This window comes from Psychrobacter sp. ASPA161_9 (assembly GCF_051970275.1).
In the GTDB taxonomy this organism is placed as follows: domain Bacteria; phylum Pseudomonadota; class Gammaproteobacteria; order Pseudomonadales; family Moraxellaceae; genus Psychrobacter.
This window is the reverse complement of the sequence record NZ_JBEFNI010000007.1, coordinates 178,431-197,253: the sequence shown is the minus strand read 5'-3', so window position 1 is coordinate 197,253 and position 18,823 is coordinate 178,431. Positions and strand designations below refer to the sequence as shown.

Annotated in this window: 15 protein-coding genes and 1 pseudogene; 12 read left to right on the top strand and 4 right to left on the bottom strand. The window is 42.1% G+C overall.

Translation table 11 applies throughout. The features are described from left to right. The 10 genes from ACTQ9S_RS09865 to ACTQ9S_RS09820 all read left to right on the top strand — a co-directional run bounded on the left by ACTQ9S_RS09865 (position 1) and on the right by ACTQ9S_RS09820 (position 11,483). Positions 1 to 672 (top strand): NADH:ubiquinone reductase (Na(+)-transporting) subunit D, encoded by a 672-nt coding sequence (locus ACTQ9S_RS09865; protein WP_068038663.1) that lies wholly within the window; start codon positions 1 to 3, stop codon positions 670 to 672. Beyond that, positions 672 to 1,280, top strand: a complete 609-nt coding sequence (gene nqrE, locus ACTQ9S_RS09860) for an NADH:ubiquinone reductase (Na(+)-transporting) subunit E (RefSeq protein ID WP_068038666.1) — start codon at positions 672 to 674, stop codon at positions 1,278 to 1,280. The genes ACTQ9S_RS09865 and nqrE overlap by 1 nt, the downstream gene beginning before the upstream one ends. A 178-nt stretch (positions 1,281 to 1,458) precedes the next feature. Then, on the top strand, positions 1,459 to 2,694 hold the full coding sequence (gene nqrF / locus ACTQ9S_RS09855; RefSeq protein WP_068038669.1) for an NADH:ubiquinone reductase (Na(+)-transporting) subunit F: 1,236 nt from the start codon (positions 1,459 to 1,461) through the stop codon (positions 2,692 to 2,694). 130 nt (positions 2,695 to 2,824) lie between these two features. Further along, positions 2,825 to 3,982, top strand: a complete 1,158-nt coding sequence (locus ACTQ9S_RS09850; protein ID WP_440454853.1) for an FAD:protein FMN transferase — start codon at positions 2,825 to 2,827, stop codon at positions 3,980 to 3,982. A gap of 129 nt (positions 3,983 to 4,111) precedes the next feature. Next, the gene (gene nqrM, locus ACTQ9S_RS09845) at positions 4,112 to 4,357 is read left to right on the top strand and encodes a (Na+)-NQR maturation NqrM (RefSeq protein ID WP_068038672.1); all 246 of its coding nucleotides are present in this window, start codon (positions 4,112 to 4,114) and stop codon (positions 4,355 to 4,357) included. A gap of 324 nt (positions 4,358 to 4,681) precedes the next feature. Then, entirely contained in the window at positions 4,682 to 5,950 is a 1,269-nt protein-coding gene (locus ACTQ9S_RS09840; protein ID WP_440454852.1) for an MFS transporter, read from the top strand. 104 nt (positions 5,951 to 6,054) lie between these two features. Then, a complete protein-coding gene (locus ACTQ9S_RS09835) occupies positions 6,055 to 7,128 on the top strand; it encodes an alpha/beta hydrolase (protein ID WP_440454851.1) in 1,074 nt (357 codons plus the stop codon). 136 nt (positions 7,129 to 7,264) lie between these two features. Further along, on the top strand, positions 7,265 to 8,083 hold the full coding sequence (locus ACTQ9S_RS09830) for an arylesterase (protein WP_440454850.1): 819 nt from the start codon (positions 7,265 to 7,267) through the stop codon (positions 8,081 to 8,083). A 69-nt stretch (positions 8,084 to 8,152) separates the two neighbouring features. Continuing rightward, positions 8,153 to 8,887, top strand: coding sequence for an ABC transporter ATP-binding protein (locus tag ACTQ9S_RS09825; protein ID WP_440454849.1), 735 nt, complete (start codon positions 8,153 to 8,155; stop codon positions 8,885 to 8,887). A gap of 1 nt (position 8,888) precedes the next feature. Next, positions 8,889 to 11,483 carry an ABC transporter permease gene (locus ACTQ9S_RS09820; protein WP_440454848.1) on the top strand — a complete coding sequence of 865 codons (2,595 nt, stop codon included), beginning with the start codon at positions 8,889 to 8,891 and terminating at the stop codon, positions 11,481 to 11,483. A gap of 56 nt (positions 11,484 to 11,539) precedes the next feature. Here ACTQ9S_RS09820 and ACTQ9S_RS09815 read toward each other — a convergent pair whose 3' ends face one another. The 4 genes from ACTQ9S_RS09815 to ACTQ9S_RS09800 all read right to left on the bottom strand — a co-directional run bounded on the left by ACTQ9S_RS09815 (position 11,540) and on the right by ACTQ9S_RS09800 (position 15,734). Further along, entirely contained in the window at positions 11,540 to 12,562 is a 1,023-nt protein-coding gene (locus ACTQ9S_RS09815) for an RES domain-containing protein (protein WP_440454847.1), read from the bottom strand. Continuing rightward, positions 12,559 to 13,497, bottom strand: coding sequence for a sce7725 family protein (locus ACTQ9S_RS09810; RefSeq protein WP_440454846.1), 939 nt, complete (start codon positions 13,495 to 13,497; stop codon positions 12,559 to 12,561). The genes ACTQ9S_RS09815 and ACTQ9S_RS09810 overlap by 4 nt, the downstream gene beginning before the upstream one ends. Further along, a complete protein-coding gene (locus ACTQ9S_RS09805) occupies positions 13,498 to 14,349 on the bottom strand; it encodes a sce7726 family protein (protein ID WP_440454845.1) in 852 nt (283 codons plus the stop codon). A 437-nt stretch (positions 14,350 to 14,786) separates the two neighbouring features. Then, positions 14,787 to 15,734: an NAD(P)-dependent oxidoreductase gene (locus tag ACTQ9S_RS09800; protein ID WP_440454844.1), complete on the bottom strand. Its 948-nt coding sequence runs from the start codon at positions 15,732 to 15,734 to the stop codon at positions 14,787 to 14,789. 195 nt (positions 15,735 to 15,929) lie between these two features. Between ACTQ9S_RS09800 and ACTQ9S_RS09795 the strand changes: the two are divergent. Both ACTQ9S_RS09795 and ACTQ9S_RS09790 read left to right on the top strand, forming a co-directional pair. Beyond that, positions 15,930 to 17,191, top strand: a pseudogene (locus tag ACTQ9S_RS09795) (RNA-guided endonuclease InsQ/TnpB family protein). 234 nt (positions 17,192 to 17,425) lie between these two features. Then, positions 17,426 to 18,799 (top strand): valine--pyruvate transaminase, encoded by a 1,374-nt coding sequence (locus tag ACTQ9S_RS09790; protein WP_440454843.1) that lies wholly within the window; start codon positions 17,426 to 17,428, stop codon positions 18,797 to 18,799. Positions 18,800 to 18,823 lie beyond the last annotated feature (24 nt).

Sequence of the window (18,823 nt, the reverse complement as noted above, 5' to 3'; positions counted from 1 at the left end):
ATGGCTGACACAAAAAGTATTTTAACCTCGCCTATTTTTGATAATAACCCTATCGCCCTACAGATATTAGGTATCTGTTCGGCGCTAGCGGTAACGACGAGTATGTCGAATGCCTTAGTCATGTGTGTGGCATTGACATTGGTAACGGCTTTTTCAAGTTTCTTTATCTCAATTATTCGTAAGCAAATCCCATCAAGTATTCGTATTATTGTACAGATGACGATTATTGCCTCATTGGTTATCTTGGTTGATCAGGTGCTAAAAGCAGTTGCTTATGATGTCAGTAAAGGACTATCAGTATTCGTTGGTTTGATTATTACTAACTGTATCGTTATGGGCCGTGCAGAAGCATTTGCCATGAGTAATCCACCAGTACCAAGCTTTTTAGACGGTATTGGTAACGGTCTTGGCTACTCTGCGGTACTGCTATTTGTCGCTACTATTCGTGAGCTCTTAGGTTCAGGAACGTGGTTCGGTATCACTATCCTACAACCAGTAACTGACGGTGGTTGGTATTTACCAAACGGTCTATTATTATTACCGCCATCAGCGTTCTTTATTATTGGTTTATTCATTGCCATTGTCCGTATTTGGAAACCAGAACAGGTTGAAGAAGCAGAATTTGTAATGAAGCCGCAGTCTAAAGGTATGGCACACGGAGGCGGTCACTAATGGGACATTATATTAGTTTATTTATAACCTCAGTTTTTATTGAGAATATGGCGCTTGCCTATTTCTTAGGCATGTGTACCTTTTTGGCAGTGTCCAAAAAAGTCTCCACAGCTATCGGTCTTGGGGTTGCTGTCATTGTAGTAATGGCCATTACTGTGCCATTGAACAATCTATTGTTCCAGTTCATCCTAAAAGATGGTGCGCTGGCATGGGCAGGCTTCCCTAATATTGATCTTAGCTTCCTAGGTCTACTAAGTTATATTGGTCTAATTGCTGCTACCGTACAGATATTAGAGATGTTCTTGGACAAGTTTGTGCCAAGTTTATACAACGCTCTTGGCGTGTTCTTACCGCTAATTACTGTGAACTGTGCCATTTTAGGTGGCGTACTATTTATGGTAGAGCGTGACTATAACTTTAGTGAGTCTGTGGTATATGGCGTAGGTGCAGGTTTTGGTTGGGCAATTGCTATCACCGCATTAGCAGGTATTCGTGAAAAGCTTAAATATTCAGACATTCCAGCACCGCTGCGTGGTCTTGGTATTACCTTTATTACGGTTGGCCTTATGTCGCTCGGCTTTATGTCGTTCGGTGGTATGTCCATTTAAACCGCTAAGCTTAGTGCCGCTAATTAATTGATTGTTTAATTCATGAATTAGCGGATGCTCTAGCTTAAAACCCTATTTAGCTATTTGACCTATTTAATTCATTTATTCGGTAGGCGTTCGGGTAGAGTGGTAAATCCATACTCCCGCACCCCTACCCCATAGATTAAGGATACATATCATGGATTATGCTACGGCGATTGGTGGCGTTGCTATGTTTACCTTGATCATCATGGGCCTTGTTGCCATTATTTTGGCAGCACGCTCAAGACTGGTCAGTTCAGGCGATGTTACTATTCATATCAATGATAATCCCGATAATGATGTTGTGACTCCAGCAGGCGGTAAACTACTACAAACTCTTGCCAGCGAAGGTATATTTTTATCTTCAGCATGTGGTGGCGGTGGTACGTGTGCTCAATGTCGCTGCCGTGTTATTGAAGGTGGTGGTTCTATTTTACCCACCGAAGAAGGCTATTTTACTCAAGGTGAAATCCGTAATCATATGCGCTTAGCTTGTCAGGTAGCTGTCAAGCAAGATATGAAAATCGAGATTGATCCTGAATTCTTTGATGTACAAAAATGGGAATGTGAGGTTATCTCGAACGATAACGTTGCAACCTTTATTAAAGAGTTGGTGCTAAAAATTCCAGATGGCGAAGAAGTTAACTTCCGTGCTGGTGGTTATGTACAGCTAGAAGCGCCACCGCATGAAGTACATTATAAAGACTTTGATGTTGATGAGGAATATAGAGAAGATTGGGAAAAATTTGGTATCTTCAAATATGTCTCAAAAGTTGATGAGCCGGTCATTCGTGCTTACTCAATGGCCAACTATCCTGAAGAAAAAGGCCTCATCAAGTTTAATATTCGTATCGCAAGTCCACCTCCACGTGGTCCTGACGGTATTCCACCAGGCAAAATGTCTTCTTGGACGTTTAGCTTAAAGCCTGGCGATAAAGTTACGGTATCAGGCCCTTACGGTGAGTTTTTTGCTAAAGATACTGAAGCTGAGATGATCTTCGTTGGTGGTGGTGCTGGTATGGCTCCAATGCGCTCGCATATCTTCGATCAGCTTAAACGCTTAAATTCTGATCGTAAGATCAGCTTTTGGTACGGTGCGCGCTCTATTCGTGAGATGTTCTATGTTGAAGATTACGATCAACTAGAAGAAGAGTTTGATAACTTTGAGTGGCATGTGGCCTTATCTGATCCACTTCCTGAAGACAATTGGAACGGCTATACTGGCTTTATTCATAATGTCTTGCTAGAAGAGTATCTAAAAGACCATCCAAACCCAGAAGACTGTGAATACTACATGTGTGGGCCACCAATGATGAATGCTGCCGTCATCGATATGCTACACAGCCTTGGTGTTGAAGATGAAAACATCATGCTTGATGACTTTGGCGGTTAAGCTTAATAGTTAAAATACTTGTTTATTTTGACTTATGCTTATTTTGACGGTCACTATGAAATGCATAAAAAAGAGCGTCAATAGTGGCGCTCTTTTTTTTAATCCATTTTTGCTGTTGGATAAATCCACCATGTTAACTAAAGATAAATCCTACATAAGCTTACCTACAACTAAGCCTCAGGATAAAAGAGGGACAGCAGGTAATACTGTATTATTTGCTGCTGCAGCACTTAGCCTAGCTGGTTTAACAGCCTGCCAACAGACGCCTGATTATAATTATTTGATCGGTGAAACGATGGGCACAAGCTACCATATCAGTTACCAGTTGCCAGAAGATGTCGATGAAGCAGATATCCAAGCGGCTATCAATGAGCGCTTGCAACAGATCAATGACAGTATGTCGACGTACCAAGCTGATTCTACTATCTCTAAATTCAATAAGTTAGGTAAAGACACGCCTATCATCATTGATGCCGATTTTAGTCGCGTGCTCGATGTCTCGCGACAAGTCTATACCGAATCTGGTGGAGCATTTGATCCTACCGTTATGCCTCTTATCAATACTTGGGGATTTGGTAGCACTATGACCGTTGAACGCTTACAAAGCCCACCTAGTGCAGAGGCTATTGCACAAGCAAGTGCCTTGGTAGACTTTGATGGCGTCGTAAAACAAGATCAAACGATCTACAAAACTAAAGATGGTATTGGTTTGGATTTTTCGGCAGTAGCGAAGGGTTATGGCGTCGATGTCATCGCTGATGTACTCAGAGATCGTTATCAAATTCGTAATTATATGGTTGAGATTGGTGGTGAAATTGCGACTGCTGGCGTTAGCAATCAACAACAGCCTTGGCAAATCGCCATCGATGCCCCTATTGAGGGTAGTACTGTGAGCGAGCGCCAGACTATCACTGCTATTCGTCAACCTATAAAAACCAACAACCAGTTGCATCTAGCGACTTCAGGCAACTACCGTAATTCAGTGATATTCGATGGCAAGCACTATAGCCATACGATTGACCCTACTACTGGAAAACCTATCGTTGGTGGTGCACCTTCGGTAACTGTTGCCGCAGACTCAGTCGCACTTGCGGATGCATGGGCAACTGCTCTCACTGCTATGCCTTATGAGAAGGCACTTAGTGTCGCTAAACAACAAAATTTAGCCGCACTATTTGTGATATTAGCTGATGGAGTACAACCGAACGATTCGGTAGATAGTCTCGATGATTGGCAAGTAGTACAGACGCCTGCGATGCAAGCATTACGTGCTGATAAACAGCCTTAGTCTCTAATCATTATGCTTTAAAGCATACTCGAAGAGTAAACGGACAGTGCAAAAATTTGCTATACTATTAAGGTGTTATCTCTATAAATAAAGATAGCACCTCTATTTTTAAAAAACGAGGTTTCCTCTATGTTTAGTCAATTGCTTCCCATGCTTGCCATCACCTTTACCGTATTTATATTGTTCTTTGTATTTATGGGTATTGGCTATATGGTCAAGAAAAAGCCGCTTAGAGGATCTTGTGGCGGTGTTGCTAAATTGATGGGCGATGAAAACTGCTCATTCTGTGGTAATGATCCTAATAAATGTGACTCAATCATCGCTGAACAGCAAGAAAATGCGTTAAAAGCCGCTCAATTAGGTAAATCTGTATAAACGCCTGCGCTAGTTACCATACGCTGGTAGTATTTACCTAACATCTGTTCCTATAATAGCGTCTAGTCCTTTGAAATGGATTGGCGCTATTTTTAGTTGTGCTATGCAATTATTTATAAATAGCTCTTTATAGTCAGCTTTCAAAATAGTCAGCTTTTCAAAGTCACTACTCATATACTATGTTTGCCCTATTCAATAGGGTAGCAAGCTTGTATTTCTTGCGCTCTGCAAGTACTTTCTAGTTCTGATTTATTATATCAATCACCGTTTAGGTGCGTTTTCTATGGTGTTATTTGCAAGCGACGACTCTATCGGCGCTGTTTAATGACGTGTCCTTTTTCTTACTCTAATAGTCGTGCTGCTATGTCTACCTCTCCAAACTCGCAGTCATTTAAGCTGCCCTCCTCACGCTTTACTTTTTGGCTCGTATTATGTGCCATAATTTTACTTGCCACCAATATGCGGGCGCCGATTGTTGCGCTTGGCTCTATTGCGCCAGTAGTACAAGATGCGCTCAACATTTCTGAGACTCAGATTGGTTGGCTAGGTGCAGTGCCCATGCTGACTTTTGCAGTGGGCGCGCTTATCGCACCAGCGATTGGTAAGCGCTTTGGTCTTGAGAACACGCTCATTGTGATGGTTGCACTACTCACCTTTGGTATGGTGCTGCGTTCCGTCGTTCCTACGTGGATTGGCTTTTTGAGTGGTACATTATTACTAACTTTAGCCATCGGCTTTGCTAACACTTTGGCGGCACCCGTTATTAAACAACGTACGCCGAAACATATTCCATTGATAACTGGTTTATTTAGTTTAACGATGACGGTGTCGGCTGGCATAGTAGCAGGAGTCGTATTACCGCTATCTGAGCAGGTAGGTTGGCAGTGGGCGCTTGGTGGTTGGTCGTTTTTAGGCATATTTGCTATTGTACTTTGGGTATTTTTACGTCTGCGTCTCGGCTCGTCTAATCATCAAGCGGTTGACCTGCCTAAGTTAGGATCTTCAGAGATATCCATGTGGCGCACGCCTTTTGCTTGGCAAATTGCAGTCTTTATGGGTTTGCAGTCACTGCTGTTCTATACCGTTGCCAGTTTCTTGCCATCTATTTGGGTAAGCCAAGGACTATCAGCCGTTAAAGCCGGACAAATGGGTTCGGTATTTCAATTTATGGCACCGATCGCTATCTTAAGCTTAACTTGGCTGGTAAACCGGGGGCGTCCTATTCAAGCGTTGGCGGTATTTGCTGCTGTGTTAAACGTCATTGGTATCATAGGGGTAAGCTACTTATCTACTGACCTTGCATGGTTATGGTCAGGCTTAATGGGCATTGGCTGCTCAGCGATTTTTACCTTAAGCATGATGTTGTTCTCGCTACGAACTTATACGACCAACCAATCTAGCGAGCTGTCTGGCATGGCTCAATTCGTTGGGTATTTGATAGCGTTTTTTGGTCCATTAGGGACTGGTTGGCTACATGAAGCGACTGGTAACTGGGATTTACCCCTTTTTATTATGTTAATCTTGATGATTATCAACGTTGTGATTGCTTGGATGGTCAGTCGTCCGGTGATGGTCGATGGTCGCCCTGCTTAACTTAAAGCATGTTTGATGTATTATTAACTATCAGCAGCCACTAGCAATGCCGACTTGTGAATTATTAAAGCGCGTTTAATAATGATAAATTCAAAGGAATGAAGATGAGCAACTCTATCAAGTACAACAAAGCTGATGCTGAAAACCAAGTCGATTTATTACCTGCTGTTGCCAATTATCTAAAGGTATTAAATGAGCAGCTGCTCCCTGCATTTATTAACACAGGCAGTATCCCTAACGCCATCAATGCCAGAGATGGCCTAGCAAATTTAACTCATACCTTTGTCACCGAAGCCGTGAATGTGGCGCTAATAGTCGATGACATCATTGAATGTGATGCGTCAACTAACGATGCTTATGATGTGCCTACTTATCATGTACCAGTGCGCCTTTTTTATCCTAGCTTGCCTGATGCTTCAATAGAGCAGACTGAGCAAACACCACCACCCGTGATGCTGTACTTTCATGGTGGCGGTGGTACAGCGGGTAGCGTCTCTGTTTATCATCAAATTCTATGCCGTTTAGCGAAGCATACTGGGCACATTATTGTTGCCCCAGAATACCGCCTTGCACCAGAAAATCCTTACCCTTGTGCTCAAAACGATGCTTGTACCGCTTTGCTTGGATTGAATAAACTACTCGCCCGCCATCACATTAGCACGAATGAGCTAGTAGTAGCAGGAGACAGTCATGGTGGGGCATTAGTCACCAATCTGCTACGCGACCCTAGAATAATAGAGTCAGGCATAATAAATGATATCAGCGCGCAAGTACTGATATATCCGAGCGTTGACTTTACTATGAGCTGTCCCTCTATTGAAAAATACGCCAATGGTTATCTGCTCAGTCAAGCACGTATCAGTTGGTATTTTGACCAGTATTTTCAACACAACTTTCAACACGATGAAGACAGACAGGCAAAGTCCGCTCTATTTGCCAGCTCAGATGAGCTGGCGCATCAACCCCCTGCCCTTATCATTAATGCAGCGATCGACCCGTTATATGATGAAGGTGTCGCCTATGCTGCCAAACTTAGCGAAGCTGGTGTTGAGACGCAGCACATCACTTTTGATAAGGTCATTCACGCTTATTTAAATATGGAAAATCTCAATCCTAATATCTGTAAACAAACTTATCAGGCCATATCTGAGTTTTTGGGTAGCAAAAGTTCTGAATAACGCTAACCAATCTCAGACAGTCAGCCGCTATCAAAGTTGTTAAGGTGTTTTTTGATCATAGTATCAGCTACTTGTGAATATTAAGCCTGCCCTAATATAAAGCAAATAATGCCAATAAATATGTAACGGAATCACTATGTCATTGCTCTTAATAAAGCCTTATTTATCTAAACTTTTATCAAAGAAACTTAGCTTAGCGCTACTGACCAGCTTAGCACTGGTGGCTTGTAGTCCAGCCGCTGATCCTGATTCTAATGATGATACTGACGCTAACGACCCGGTAGTAGATGCTTCTCAAACAGAAGCTATGAACAATGCTACTAATAAGGTTTCACGTGAAACAGTGACTCAACAAGGTAATATAGCAGCTATAGAACAACCTATTACTATCTTGGCACTTGGCGACTCTCTGACCGAAGGTCTAGGGGTAGACCCTGATGACAATTACCCTGCCCAATTAGAATCAACGCTCAAAGATATGGGCTACGAGAATGTCAAAGTCATCAACTCAGGTCTAAGTGGGGAAACCAGCACTGGCTTGATCAACCGTTTGGACTGGGTTGCACAAACCAAGCCTGATATTACTATTTTGACCATCGGTGCTAATGACGCTATCCGTGGTATTGACGTCGCAACCGTTGAAGCCAATATCCGTACTGCTGTTAAACGCTTGCAAGACAATGGCAGTGAAGTTATCTTGGGCGGCATGCAGATTTATGACAATCTTGGCTCTGATTATGTACAGTCGTTTGCAGCGATTTATCCTCGTGTCGCTAAAGATATGAACGTCACGCTGATTCCGTTCTTCTTAAATGGTGTGGGCGGTGACCCTGAGCTCAATCAAGCTGATGCTATTCATCCGACCAAGGATGGCTACACAGTTATCGTTAATGATAATATCCTGCCCATCTTAGCGCCTAAGCTTGAAGCAATGGTAGAGAATGAAAGCAACTGATTCGACTGACTGAGAAAATTTTAACAAGCCAGTGCAAGTAACAGACACTACGTCAACTGAGACCCTGTAATGACCTTATCAAATCCGACTGCACCAACATCAGAAGCTATATCAAATTCTGCACAGCAAGCCCTACTAACCGCCTCGCATCTCAATAAAACCGTGCAAGTCGGGGAACAATCGCTGTCTATTATCAAGGACGTTAGTATTCATGTTGATGCTGGCGAGTTTGTAGTGATTATGGGTAAATCAGGCTCGGGTAAATCAACTTTGCTTGGTTTGCTGGCAGCGTTAGATTATCCCGATAGCGGCTCGGTTGAGCTGGCTGGACAGACATTAAGCAGTCTTGATGAAGATGCCCTTGCCGTCATTCGTCAACGTGATATGGGCTTTGTTTTTCAGTCATTTCACCTATTACCAACTTTGACGGTGGCGGAAAACATTGCCTTCCCGCTTGATATCGCTCGACGTCCGAATAAAGCACGCGTCAACGAATTAATTGAAGCCGTCGATCTGGGTCATAGGCGTCATAGTCTGCCCAATCAATTATCAGGCGGTGAGCAACAACGCACGGCGGTGGCACGAGCACTGGTATCGCAGCCAAAGATTGTATTCGCTGATGAGCCGACAGGTAATTTAGACGAGCAAAACGCTGACCAAGTGATGAAGCTATTATTAGATTTACGCCAGCAGACGGGTTCAGCACTCGTCGTCGTGACTCATGATCCTGCGCTTGCCGAAATGGCAGATCGAGTCATTACCATGCATGACGGTATGATAGATGGGTCGAAAGTTAATGGATAACATGGATAAAGAATCAAATTATTCCGGTGGCATGATAAGCCAGCTTTTCACTCGCGATCTAGGCTCGCAAGCTTTAAGTCGTAGCTGGTGGCAGCGCTGGGTATATCCGGTGCTGTTTTTATTAACACTCACGCTATCGCTTGCCACCTACCTCACTCTTGACTCTATTCAGCAGTCTGTTGATAGCTATATCACTGACAATCAGCGCGCGCTAATCGGTGGTGATCTGATACTTGAGAGCAATCAAGAATGGCCAGCGGACATTTTAAAGCAAGTTCAAACCCTGCCTGACAACCAAATCGTCTACGATCATCAGTTCAGCTCTATGGTAGTCACCGACGAGCAGACTTTGCTGGTGCGTGTCAAAGGCATAACGCCGGCTTATCCGCTATACGGAACAGCAGAAACGGCTTCGGGCAAACCATTATGGGAACAGCTCAAGCCTGACACCGTGGTCGTCGCGCCAGAAGTCCTGCAAGGTATCAATGCGAGTATTGGCGATAGCATTACTATTGGCGAAGGGCAATTTACGATCAGCGATGTGCTGACCAAAGAGCCGGATCGTCCACTCAGTGCCTTTGACTTTGGCGGGCATGTACTCATGCAAGCAGACGCACTGGAAGCGACCAATTTACTCGGTCAACGTAGCCGCGTGCGTTATCGCATTGAGATGGCAGGAGACGCTGAGACCATAGAGCCACTACGTGAGCAGTTAGAGCAAACCTTGACCAGCTACCCTGATATTAGACTATCTGATATCGATTCAGAGGACACACAGATATCGCGTATCTCTGACAATGTGTTGATGTTTTTGAAGTTACTGGTCATTGCGGTATTGCTATTATCTGCGGTGGCGATGTATGGGGTCATCACGGCTTTTGTGACCAAGCAGCAGTCCAATAATGCGATTCGCTTGGCCTTAGGTGAGCCTCTCAAATCTCTCAAACGTAGCTATTATCAGCTATTGATAGCAACCACTGTTATCGCTTGTATCGCAGCGAGTATACTGAGTTTCGGTTTACTGCAAATTGGTCAGCCGTATCTTATTGCCATCCTGCCAGCAGACGTTGGCCTAGCCATCAACCCTGTCAGTATAATCAAAACCATCATAATCGCTCTCGTACTGACCTTACTGATTGCACAGCGTGGCTTAAGCACTCTCAGCACTACTAAGCCTGCAACCTTACTCAATCAAGGTGCTAGCCAGCAATCACAAAACCTGCCTTGGTATCGACGCCTACCCCTATTATGGTACGGTCTGATGCTAGTAGGACTGTATGCGTTTTTTGCTTATGAAGTTGGCTCATTAACATTTGGCGCGCAGCTACTTGCTGGTCTAATGGCCTTTGTGGCGATATTTTGGCTATTGGCACGCGCTTGGCTATGGCTGCTGACCAAATTGGCGATGAATACTGATATCAGTTGGATGAAGCGTATTGCCATTCATAACCTTGCACGTAAAGGTAACCAGTCTGCGTTGTTCTTTGTCACCTTATCGCTGTCAGTGGCTGTCCTCACGCTCATCACCACACTCAATCATAGTATCAATGCCCAGTTTATTAATGCGTATCCTGAAGATGCGCCCAATTTATTTTTATTAGATGTACAAAGCGATCAACATGAGGATATTAATGCCTTAATCGGTGCGCCAGTGAGCTATTATCCGGTCATTCGCGCCCGTGTGGTCACCGCAAATGATGTACCCGCGCAAGATATCGAACCTGCGGATGGCTTTGATGAGCCTACTCGCGTCTTTAACTTAAGCTACGCAGATACGGTGATGGACACTGAGTTTATTACTGATGCAGTAGAAGACAATGAGCTGTACTCGCCTATCGAAACTATCGAAGCTGATGGTCAACAAGGCCAAACGCCACAGATTGCGCCACTGTCTATTTTGGATACCGCGGCAGGTATGCTCAATGTCGGTATGGGCGATCAGGTTCGTTTTAATATTCAAGGTATCGAAATCGTCGGTCAAATTACCAGTATTCGCTCACGTTACGAGCGTGGCCCAAGTCCTTATTTTTATTTCTTGTTTGAGCCATCGGTGCTATCTGCTGCTCCGCAAATCCAATTTGCCACCGCACATGTGGCAGAAGATGCTATCCCAGAGCTGCAAGGCAGACTGGTACGCGAATTCCCTGCCGTCACTACCATTGATGGTACGGCAATCGCTGAGCAAGTCCAAGAGCTGGTGGTACAAATGAGCCGCTTGGTCTATGTGTTTACGCTGCTGGCATTGCTGACGGGTGTCATGGTGTTGATTAGCTCGCTCCTTTCTACCTCGCAAGATCGCATGCAAGAAAGCGCTTCGTTTAGGCTATTAGGTATGCAAAAGCGCGACTTATATATGCTCAATATCCTAGAATTAGGCGTGCTTGGTATCAGTGCGGCGACATTTGCGGTCGTTATCGCCAGCGTTGGCGCATGGGCTGCGATTACCCAATGGTTTAACCTACGCTTTAGTGTGCCGTGGACGAGCTTAGGCATTGGCGGTGCAGCATTAGTTGCCTTGTTATTTGGCATTGCTATTATTTATGTACGCTTGGTGATTGGACGTGGGATTATGGCTAGGGTAAGGGCGATGATTTGAAAAACTAGTAATACATATGTAATTTCTCAATATTCTAATTGGTATAAGAATATAGATTAATCGATTCGCCTGTGACTTATATCTACCCTTGATACCTGTACTTTATTGACTTCTGTACATGTCATAATATTATGATCAAAAATAACATAATTTATACCTGTATTGTGTAATGAACTACGAAATTTTATTCCGTCAACATCCGTATATAATCGAATAAATTCACAGATAAATTGAGTAGGTATATAATCTAATTCTGAATCATACCTTCTGACAGGTTGAGATAAATCGCGACTAATACGTTCTTTAAGCAATCTTGCTTTAATTCTTTTATCAACTTCATTTGGATGGTATAGGGTAGGTATTTCAGTAAAATCAGATATTAATATTTTTTTATTTAAATCAGGCTTAATGGAGAACTTAGCAACAGTTACATCATCTAGATATGTAGCTCTAATTTCGTACAATACTGTATCTTCGTTATCAGATAAATATAAGTAAGGAATACCCAATGGGTTTGCCCTTCCAGATGTAGTTACCTCTTTTGGCGGACAAGACATGGAATTTAAATTAAAACATTCATCACCACTATTTTGATGTAGTCTTCCTCTGTACAAAATATCATCTTCGCTAATTAAAGCCTGACTTTCGAAAAAGCTATCCCAACCCAAATCATTTATTAAGTAGTCTATATCAGATAAGTACCTTCTTTCCCATTTCAACTGCTCTTTCAGCTCATGCCAGTAATTAACATTATTTTGAATCTCTTGATTGTAATCAACTTGAACCTCTGCGTTATGAAATGCTAAATTAAGTTTATTAATGACTGCGTTTAACACATCACTAGCAATCCTATTGCTAACAAATAAGTCCCATTGACCATGTATCAAGCTTGCAAGACTTTTCCCATCAGCTTTCACTTCAAAACAGTTCAAAAGTTCTTGGAAGAAGTCTAATAATTCATCTAAAGAAATAATATTATTTATATTGGATTTGCAAAAATCACATGTCCCAACTCTACCTTCTGAATTGATAAACCCTTTTAGCTCTTTATCCCCAAAACAACTTTCACATATATTCATAATTGTCTATCTAAATAACTTTTAATAACTAGCAAGTGATTTTTTATTGTGATCTTCTTGACTGTACCTAGACCAGGATATTTAGTGTCTCTCAAGTAACCACTAAGTTCATCAATACCCGAATTACTTAAAGGTAATTCATTACAAAAGCTAATAGCTTTTCTTGTCGCTTCAGCAAACTTTCCCTGAACGTTTGAGATAGAGTCATTGGTATCTGAAGTGAAGTGCCTAATCCAAATTTGGTTTTCAGCTTCCACATTTATATACGTGATATTAATTACTACAGCTCTAGGAGTACTTCCACCTTCAACATATTCTCTAGGTAAAACAGTAAAGTCTCCAAATCCTTGATAATTATCTTCTTCGTAATACAAATGCTCTTCAGAAAACTTATGTTCTGGAATACTTAAAAAATCTGAATTTCTTTGCTGTTTCTCGAATAAATCATCTAATCTTATATAATTTTTATCCAGCTTTTTTATATGTCTATCTAGGGTTCTATATCTATGTGGCTCTAATAATACTATATGATTGATACGTCCATCTTCACAAAGCAAACTAAATTCATCTTCATTAGTGAAGCTATCTAAACCAACTACCATACAATTGTTTAAACTATAATTATTTAAACAATCTAAAATATAACTTGCGTTATCTGAGTAAATAAAGGCATGTCTATACATTGAGTTTTCAAGATCTTCTATATACTTTAAGTAATGTTCAATATCTCCACATGACTCTCCTACTTGAGGGTTCATGATTAGAAATGGTTTAACTCCAGTTTCGAAAAGAATTTTATTAGCAAGGTTGAGACTATTAAAACTTTCTTTAACCGGCTCAATGATTGGGATTATTTTTCCCAAAGCATCTTCTGATGCTAAATCTCTTATAGCAATTAGTTCAAACTGTCGCCCTCTTAAATATGGAAAATACATTCAAAGAACCTTATTATTTTTGAGTTTATCAATTAGCTTCTTTCTCTCTATTTCCTTTAGATTCAAAGAGAGACTCACTTGATTGAACTCACTATTAATTTTATTGAAAAAAGAATTATGAATCTTTCTACTTTTCATGGTTTCAAGAAAAATATTATTTAATTCTAGATAGTCTATAGTAGATATTAATTTTTTGCATATATCGAATTGGTTAAAAGAATTTAACTCAGGAACTATACCAAAATGGTTGTGAACAATACTTAAATATTCCTTTGAATGTAATACATTCATTAAAACATCTATATCAATCACTTCGTTTCTAGTAGCTTCCCTAACCAATTCAAATTTATTGAGATTAGAATCGTAGGAAAATACTGCTACTTCATTGTCAAATTTTAAATATTTATCAACCTGCTGTTCTGGTACTATTATATATGTCTCATTAAATATCTTTTTATAAGTCTTTATCTGACTTGACAACCTACACTCTTTATCAAGTATGGTTTTTATCTCAAAAGCCTTCGAAACTCCATTAAAAATAGCTAGATCAGCAATTGAATTACCAAGTCTTAGCTCATTAAAAACTATTGAGTCCTTATTCAGAACCTTTTCAACTAAACACTTATTTAAAAACTCGTTCTTTAAAACATATTCATTCTGATAGCTATTTTGAATATTCTTGTACGCTTCTTTTAATACTTCTAAATAACTACAACCACGTTTTTTCTCAATTAGATCATAGCGCTGTAATTTAGTATTTACTGATTTAAAGTCACTTTTTAGTAGACGAAGTACTTCACTTCTAGTAAAAAAAGTCGAAAAATCTCTAAGTTGGTTTATATTTGTTGACATCTTACGTTGTCGAACCTCTAATTATTAAACAATATAGCGTTATTAAATATGCTTGTTTGAAGGTAGGGAACCCACTGTTACTGTACGGTATCGCACCCATGTTAGTAAAGCTTTGATTGTATATATATAGTCATTTAAATAAGATTAAAATAGCTATCTTAATAGCTATCTTATTAGAGATGCTTGTTAAGCATTACAGCACTCTAAAGTCCAAACTTTTGATTATCAACATAAATGTCAAAGTGGAGGAGCGGTTTAGCCCTGATTGAAGTGGTAGCTTGGTGGGCTGTGGCGCTTACAGCACCTCGCACAGGAGTGGTCGCTCGGACGTTGGAACGCTACTGTGCCTAGGTGCTGTGCGCTGCAGACTGCCAACTACAAGCGAAAAGCAGGATTAGCTCCAAAACCCTCAAACCAAAACCCTCTCAATTCACATCCTAACTATTTTCAATAAAGTCATTAATTTGGCGAGTGATTATCTTCCATAGCTTGACTTGCGAGGCTCGGCTGCCTGCACCCATATGCGGGGTTAGAATGATGCGAGGATGACCTTCGTTAGCGAGCTGGACAATCGGGTCATTTTCGCCAGCAGGTTCTTGCTCAAATACGTCGGTGGCATAGCCGAGTATTTGCTCCTGTTTGACTGCGCTAGCTAAGGCCTCGCTATCGACAATCTTGCCACGTGCGACGTTGACCAATAGCGGTTTTTTGCTCATTTTGCTTAAGGTATCTTGGTTAATGAGATGTTTTGTTTCCTCGGTGAGCGGGCAATGTATGGTGATGACATCGGACTTGCTGAGGACGGTTTCAAAGTCGGTGTAGTTGTCATTACGAGGCTTGCGACCTTGGCGCTCTGCCCATAGGACGTTCATGTCATAGGCTTTGGCAAGCTTGGTGATCCGCTTGCCAATGTCACCGATACCAATCATACCGATGGTTAAGCCCTCGAGATCAATGGCCTCAGCATCGATGATGTCGGCTCGCCCTTTCTCCTTCCATTCGCCACTTTTAACTTTGTTGTGATAATGGATACTGGCACGCATGGCGCTGAGTAGTAGCATCATGGTGTGCTCGGCGACGGTGGCGCTGGCAAAATCTGGTGCGTTGAGGACTTTGACGTCGTTGTCTTCGCAGGCTTGTTTGTCAATATGGTTGGAGCCGACAGAGAGGAGCTGGATGAGTTTGAGATTAGGTAGCGCCTCAATCACTTCACGCTCGATACGTAGGGAGCCATTAATCATGATGTCGGCATCTTGACAGCGCTCAATGATGGTTTTATTGTCTTGTGGGGTTTCTTCAAAGGTGACGTAGTCCGTTATTTTTTCGGGGGTAGGTCGCTCTAGCTCGGCAGCAAATCTTTTTTCATCGAGTAATACGGCTTTCATGAGGTACTCCTTTTTTTAATGGTAGCTCTTTTATTTAGAACTTACTATCAAAACCGCGAAAGAGGACTCCACCCGACATTAGAGTGGAGGTGAATTTCGCCTAGTCGTTATTATATGTTCATACAAACTATCTACTAAAACAAGCTATACTAAGATTTAAAATTTGTATTGCATCAAAGAAAAAGAATTGGCGTTATGAAAATCAACAAAGCGTATAAATTTAGGCTTGAGCCTAATACAGAGCAAGAGGTTGTCTTGAACAATCTTGTCGGCTCTGGCCGTTTTGTTTGGAATCAAATGCTGGCAATATCGTTAATAAAATCACAGCATTAAAGAGAAATCCTGACTTTGCGTTCTTAAAAACCCATGCCAATGCCGTGTCCTTACAACAAAAAGTACGTGATCTAGCATCCGCCTGGTCACGATTTTTTGATCCTAAAGCCCATGCCAGGCTCAAAGAAAATAAAAAGAAACCACGCAAACCCAAGTTTTTTAAACTGGCTAATGGATTGGAGATTCAACGCCGACCCTTGATGCCGACGTTTAAGCGCAAATCCGATGGGCGTGACTCAATTCGCTTGGTTCAGTTTGATAAGTATTGCCGTATTGTGGGCAATCGCGTCAAGCTGCCTAACGGCATTGGTTTGGTGCGGTTTAGAAAATCACAAGACATCATCGGCAGCATCAAAAACATCACCATCAGCAAGAAATCAGGGCACTGGTACGTGTCGTTTGGTACTGAGCGAGAGTTGGAACAAAACCCAGTTCACCCCTCTAAAAGCGCCATAGGCATTGATTTAGGTATCACTAAACTCATTACCACCTCAAACGGTCAAACCATGCAACCCAAAAACAGCTTTAAAGCCAATCAAGTTAAACTTGCTAGGTTGCAGCGCCAATTAAGCAGAAAGGTCTTATTCAGTCAAAACTGGAAGAAGCAAAAGCGTAAGATTCAAAAGCTCCACCATCACATCGCCAATATTCGCCATGACCACTTGCATAAAATCACCAGCACAATCAGCAAAAACCACGCCATGATTGCTTGTGAGGATTTAAAAGTCGCCAATATGTCGAGATCAGCCAGCGGGACGATGGAGAATAAAGGTCGTCATGTCAAAGCCAAGTCAGGATTGAACAAATCTATCTTAGATCAAGGTTGGAGCATGATGATTGATATGCTTGAGTACAAACAGCACTGGCAAGGTGGCTTACTTATTAAAGTAAACCCACGCTACACCAGTCAAACCTGTTTTGAGTGTCAGCATGTTGCGAAAGAGAATAGACGCACTCAAGCAAAGTTTGAGTGTGTCAAATGCACATATAGTGCGAACGCAGATATCAATGCGGCTCGTAATATATTATCGGCAGGACATGCCGTTTTGTCTGTGGAGGGAGGATGCGGTAAAGGTCGCCCGATGAAACAGAAAACATGTGACATTCGTGAGAAGGTCGCCTAAGAGCTTATGCTTTTAGAATCCCCGCTTGAGCTTGGCGAAAATGGGGGAGTATGTCAAATAAGGGTTGCGGTTGACGATGTGTTAGCGTTTGTTAGACATCGGACAAACTCTTGTGTATTAAGGTCTGCATCAAGCAAGGTTGTTTACTCACCTTGTCGCCGTCATTTGATATACTAGCGCCACTTTATCAATCAAATAACATGACAACCTCCTCCAAAACAGCATGGTAACCTTATGAAATTCTCAAAATTTGGTCAGAAATTTACCCAACCAACTGGCATCTCGCAATTGATGGATGATCTTGGCAATGCATTAAAAAGCGATAAGCCAGTCAATATGCTTGGTGGTGGTAACCCTGCGCGTATCGATGCGGTCAATGAAGTGTTTTTGCAGACCTACCAAGCGCTTGGTCAAGATAGCCTCGATGCCGAACGAGATGCCAGCGTAGAAGAGAAGCACTCGGATAACACTGCGCTTAATAGCATGAGTAACTACTCAAATCCACAAGGTGATGCGGCGTTTATAGATGCGTTGGTCGACTTCTTTAATCGTCATTATGATTGGAACTTGAGCGCGGACAATATCGCGCTAACCAATGGCTCACAGAATGCTTTCTTTTATTTGTTCAATTTATTCGGCGGAGCCTTCAGTGATAATAAGCTTGATGAGCACGGTCAAGATAAAGACAACCAGTCCGTCGACAAATCTATCCTGCTACCACTCGCTCCTGAATACATTGGCTATAGCGACGTGCACGTCGATGGTCAGCACTTTATGTCGGTGTTACCACATATCGATGAAGTCACTCATGATGGCGAAGCAGGCTTCTTTAAATATCGGGTGGACTTTGAGGCATTAGAGAACTTGCCAGCGTTAAAAGAGGGTCGTATCGGCGCGATTTGCTGTTCACGTCCGACCAATCCAACCGGTAACGTCTTGACTGATGAGGAAATGGATCATTTAGCCGAGATTGCCAAACGCTACGATGTGCCGCTGATTATCGATAATGCTTATGGTATGCCCTTCCCTAATATCATTTATTCAGATGCGCATTTAAACTGGGATGATAATACGATTCTTTGCTTTAGTCTCTCCAAAATTGGCTTACCGGGCGTGCGCACTGGCATCATCGTTGCGGCTCCTAAAGTGATTGCAGCGGTCAGTGCCATGAATGCGGTAGTCAATCTAGCCCCTACCCGCTTTGGTGCCGCCATTGCCAAGCCACTGGTAGAAAACGACCGTATCAAGCAACTATCGGACAACGACATCAAGCCGTTTTATCAGCAACAAGCAAAACTGGCCGTTAGACTTTTAAAAGAAGCGTTGGGTGATTATCCTTTGATGATTCATAAGCCAGAGGGTGCGATATTCTTATGGTTATGGTTTAAAGACTTGCCGATTACCACGCTTGAGCTATACGAGCGTCTTAAAGAAAAAGGCACGCTCATCGTACCAAGTCAGTTCTTCTTCCCTGGTGTTGATATTAGCGATTATCAGCACGCGCATGAATGTATTCGCATGAGTATCGCCGCGGATGAGCAGACGCTCACTGATGGTATTGCAGTGATTGGAGAAGTGGTGCGTGAGCTTTATGATGAGGCTGAATAATTAATTCAAAAGCATTATTTTATA

Coding starts and splice junctions, on each gene's coding strand:
- ACTQ9S_RS09805 (WP_440454845.1), bottom strand. CDS start 14,349: ATGTCAACAAATATAAACCAACTTAGAGATTTTTCGACTTTTTTTACT.
- ACTQ9S_RS09835 (WP_440454851.1), top strand. CDS start 6,055: ATGAGCAACTCTATCAAGTACAACAAAGCTGATGCTGAAAACCAAGTC.
- ACTQ9S_RS09830 (WP_440454850.1), top strand. CDS start 7,265: ATGTCATTGCTCTTAATAAAGCCTTATTTATCTAAACTTTTATCAAAG.
- ACTQ9S_RS09800 (WP_440454844.1), bottom strand. CDS start 15,734: ATGAAAGCCGTATTACTCGATGAAAAAAGATTTGCTGCCGAGCTAGAG.
- ACTQ9S_RS09850 (WP_440454853.1), top strand. CDS start 2,825: ATGTTAACTAAAGATAAATCCTACATAAGCTTACCTACAACTAAGCCT.
- nqrM (WP_068038672.1), top strand. CDS start 4,112: ATGTTTAGTCAATTGCTTCCCATGCTTGCCATCACCTTTACCGTATTT.
- ACTQ9S_RS09815 (WP_440454847.1), bottom strand. CDS start 12,562: ATGAATATATGTGAAAGTTGTTTTGGGGATAAAGAGCTAAAAGGGTTT.
- ACTQ9S_RS09810 (WP_440454846.1), bottom strand. CDS start 13,497: ATGTATTTTCCATATTTAAGAGGGCGACAGTTTGAACTAATTGCTATA.
- ACTQ9S_RS09820 (WP_440454848.1), top strand. CDS start 8,889: ATGGATAAAGAATCAAATTATTCCGGTGGCATGATAAGCCAGCTTTTC.
- ACTQ9S_RS09825 (WP_440454849.1), top strand. CDS start 8,153: ATGACCTTATCAAATCCGACTGCACCAACATCAGAAGCTATATCAAAT.
- nqrF (WP_068038669.1), top strand. CDS start 1,459: ATGGATTATGCTACGGCGATTGGTGGCGTTGCTATGTTTACCTTGATC.
- ACTQ9S_RS09865 (WP_068038663.1), top strand. CDS start 1: ATGGCTGACACAAAAAGTATTTTAACCTCGCCTATTTTTGATAATAAC.
- ACTQ9S_RS09840 (WP_440454852.1), top strand. CDS start 4,682: ATGACGTGTCCTTTTTCTTACTCTAATAGTCGTGCTGCTATGTCTACC.
- nqrE (WP_068038666.1), top strand. CDS start 672: ATGGGACATTATATTAGTTTATTTATAACCTCAGTTTTTATTGAGAAT.
- ACTQ9S_RS09790 (WP_440454843.1), top strand. CDS start 17,426: ATGAAATTCTCAAAATTTGGTCAGAAATTTACCCAACCAACTGGCATC.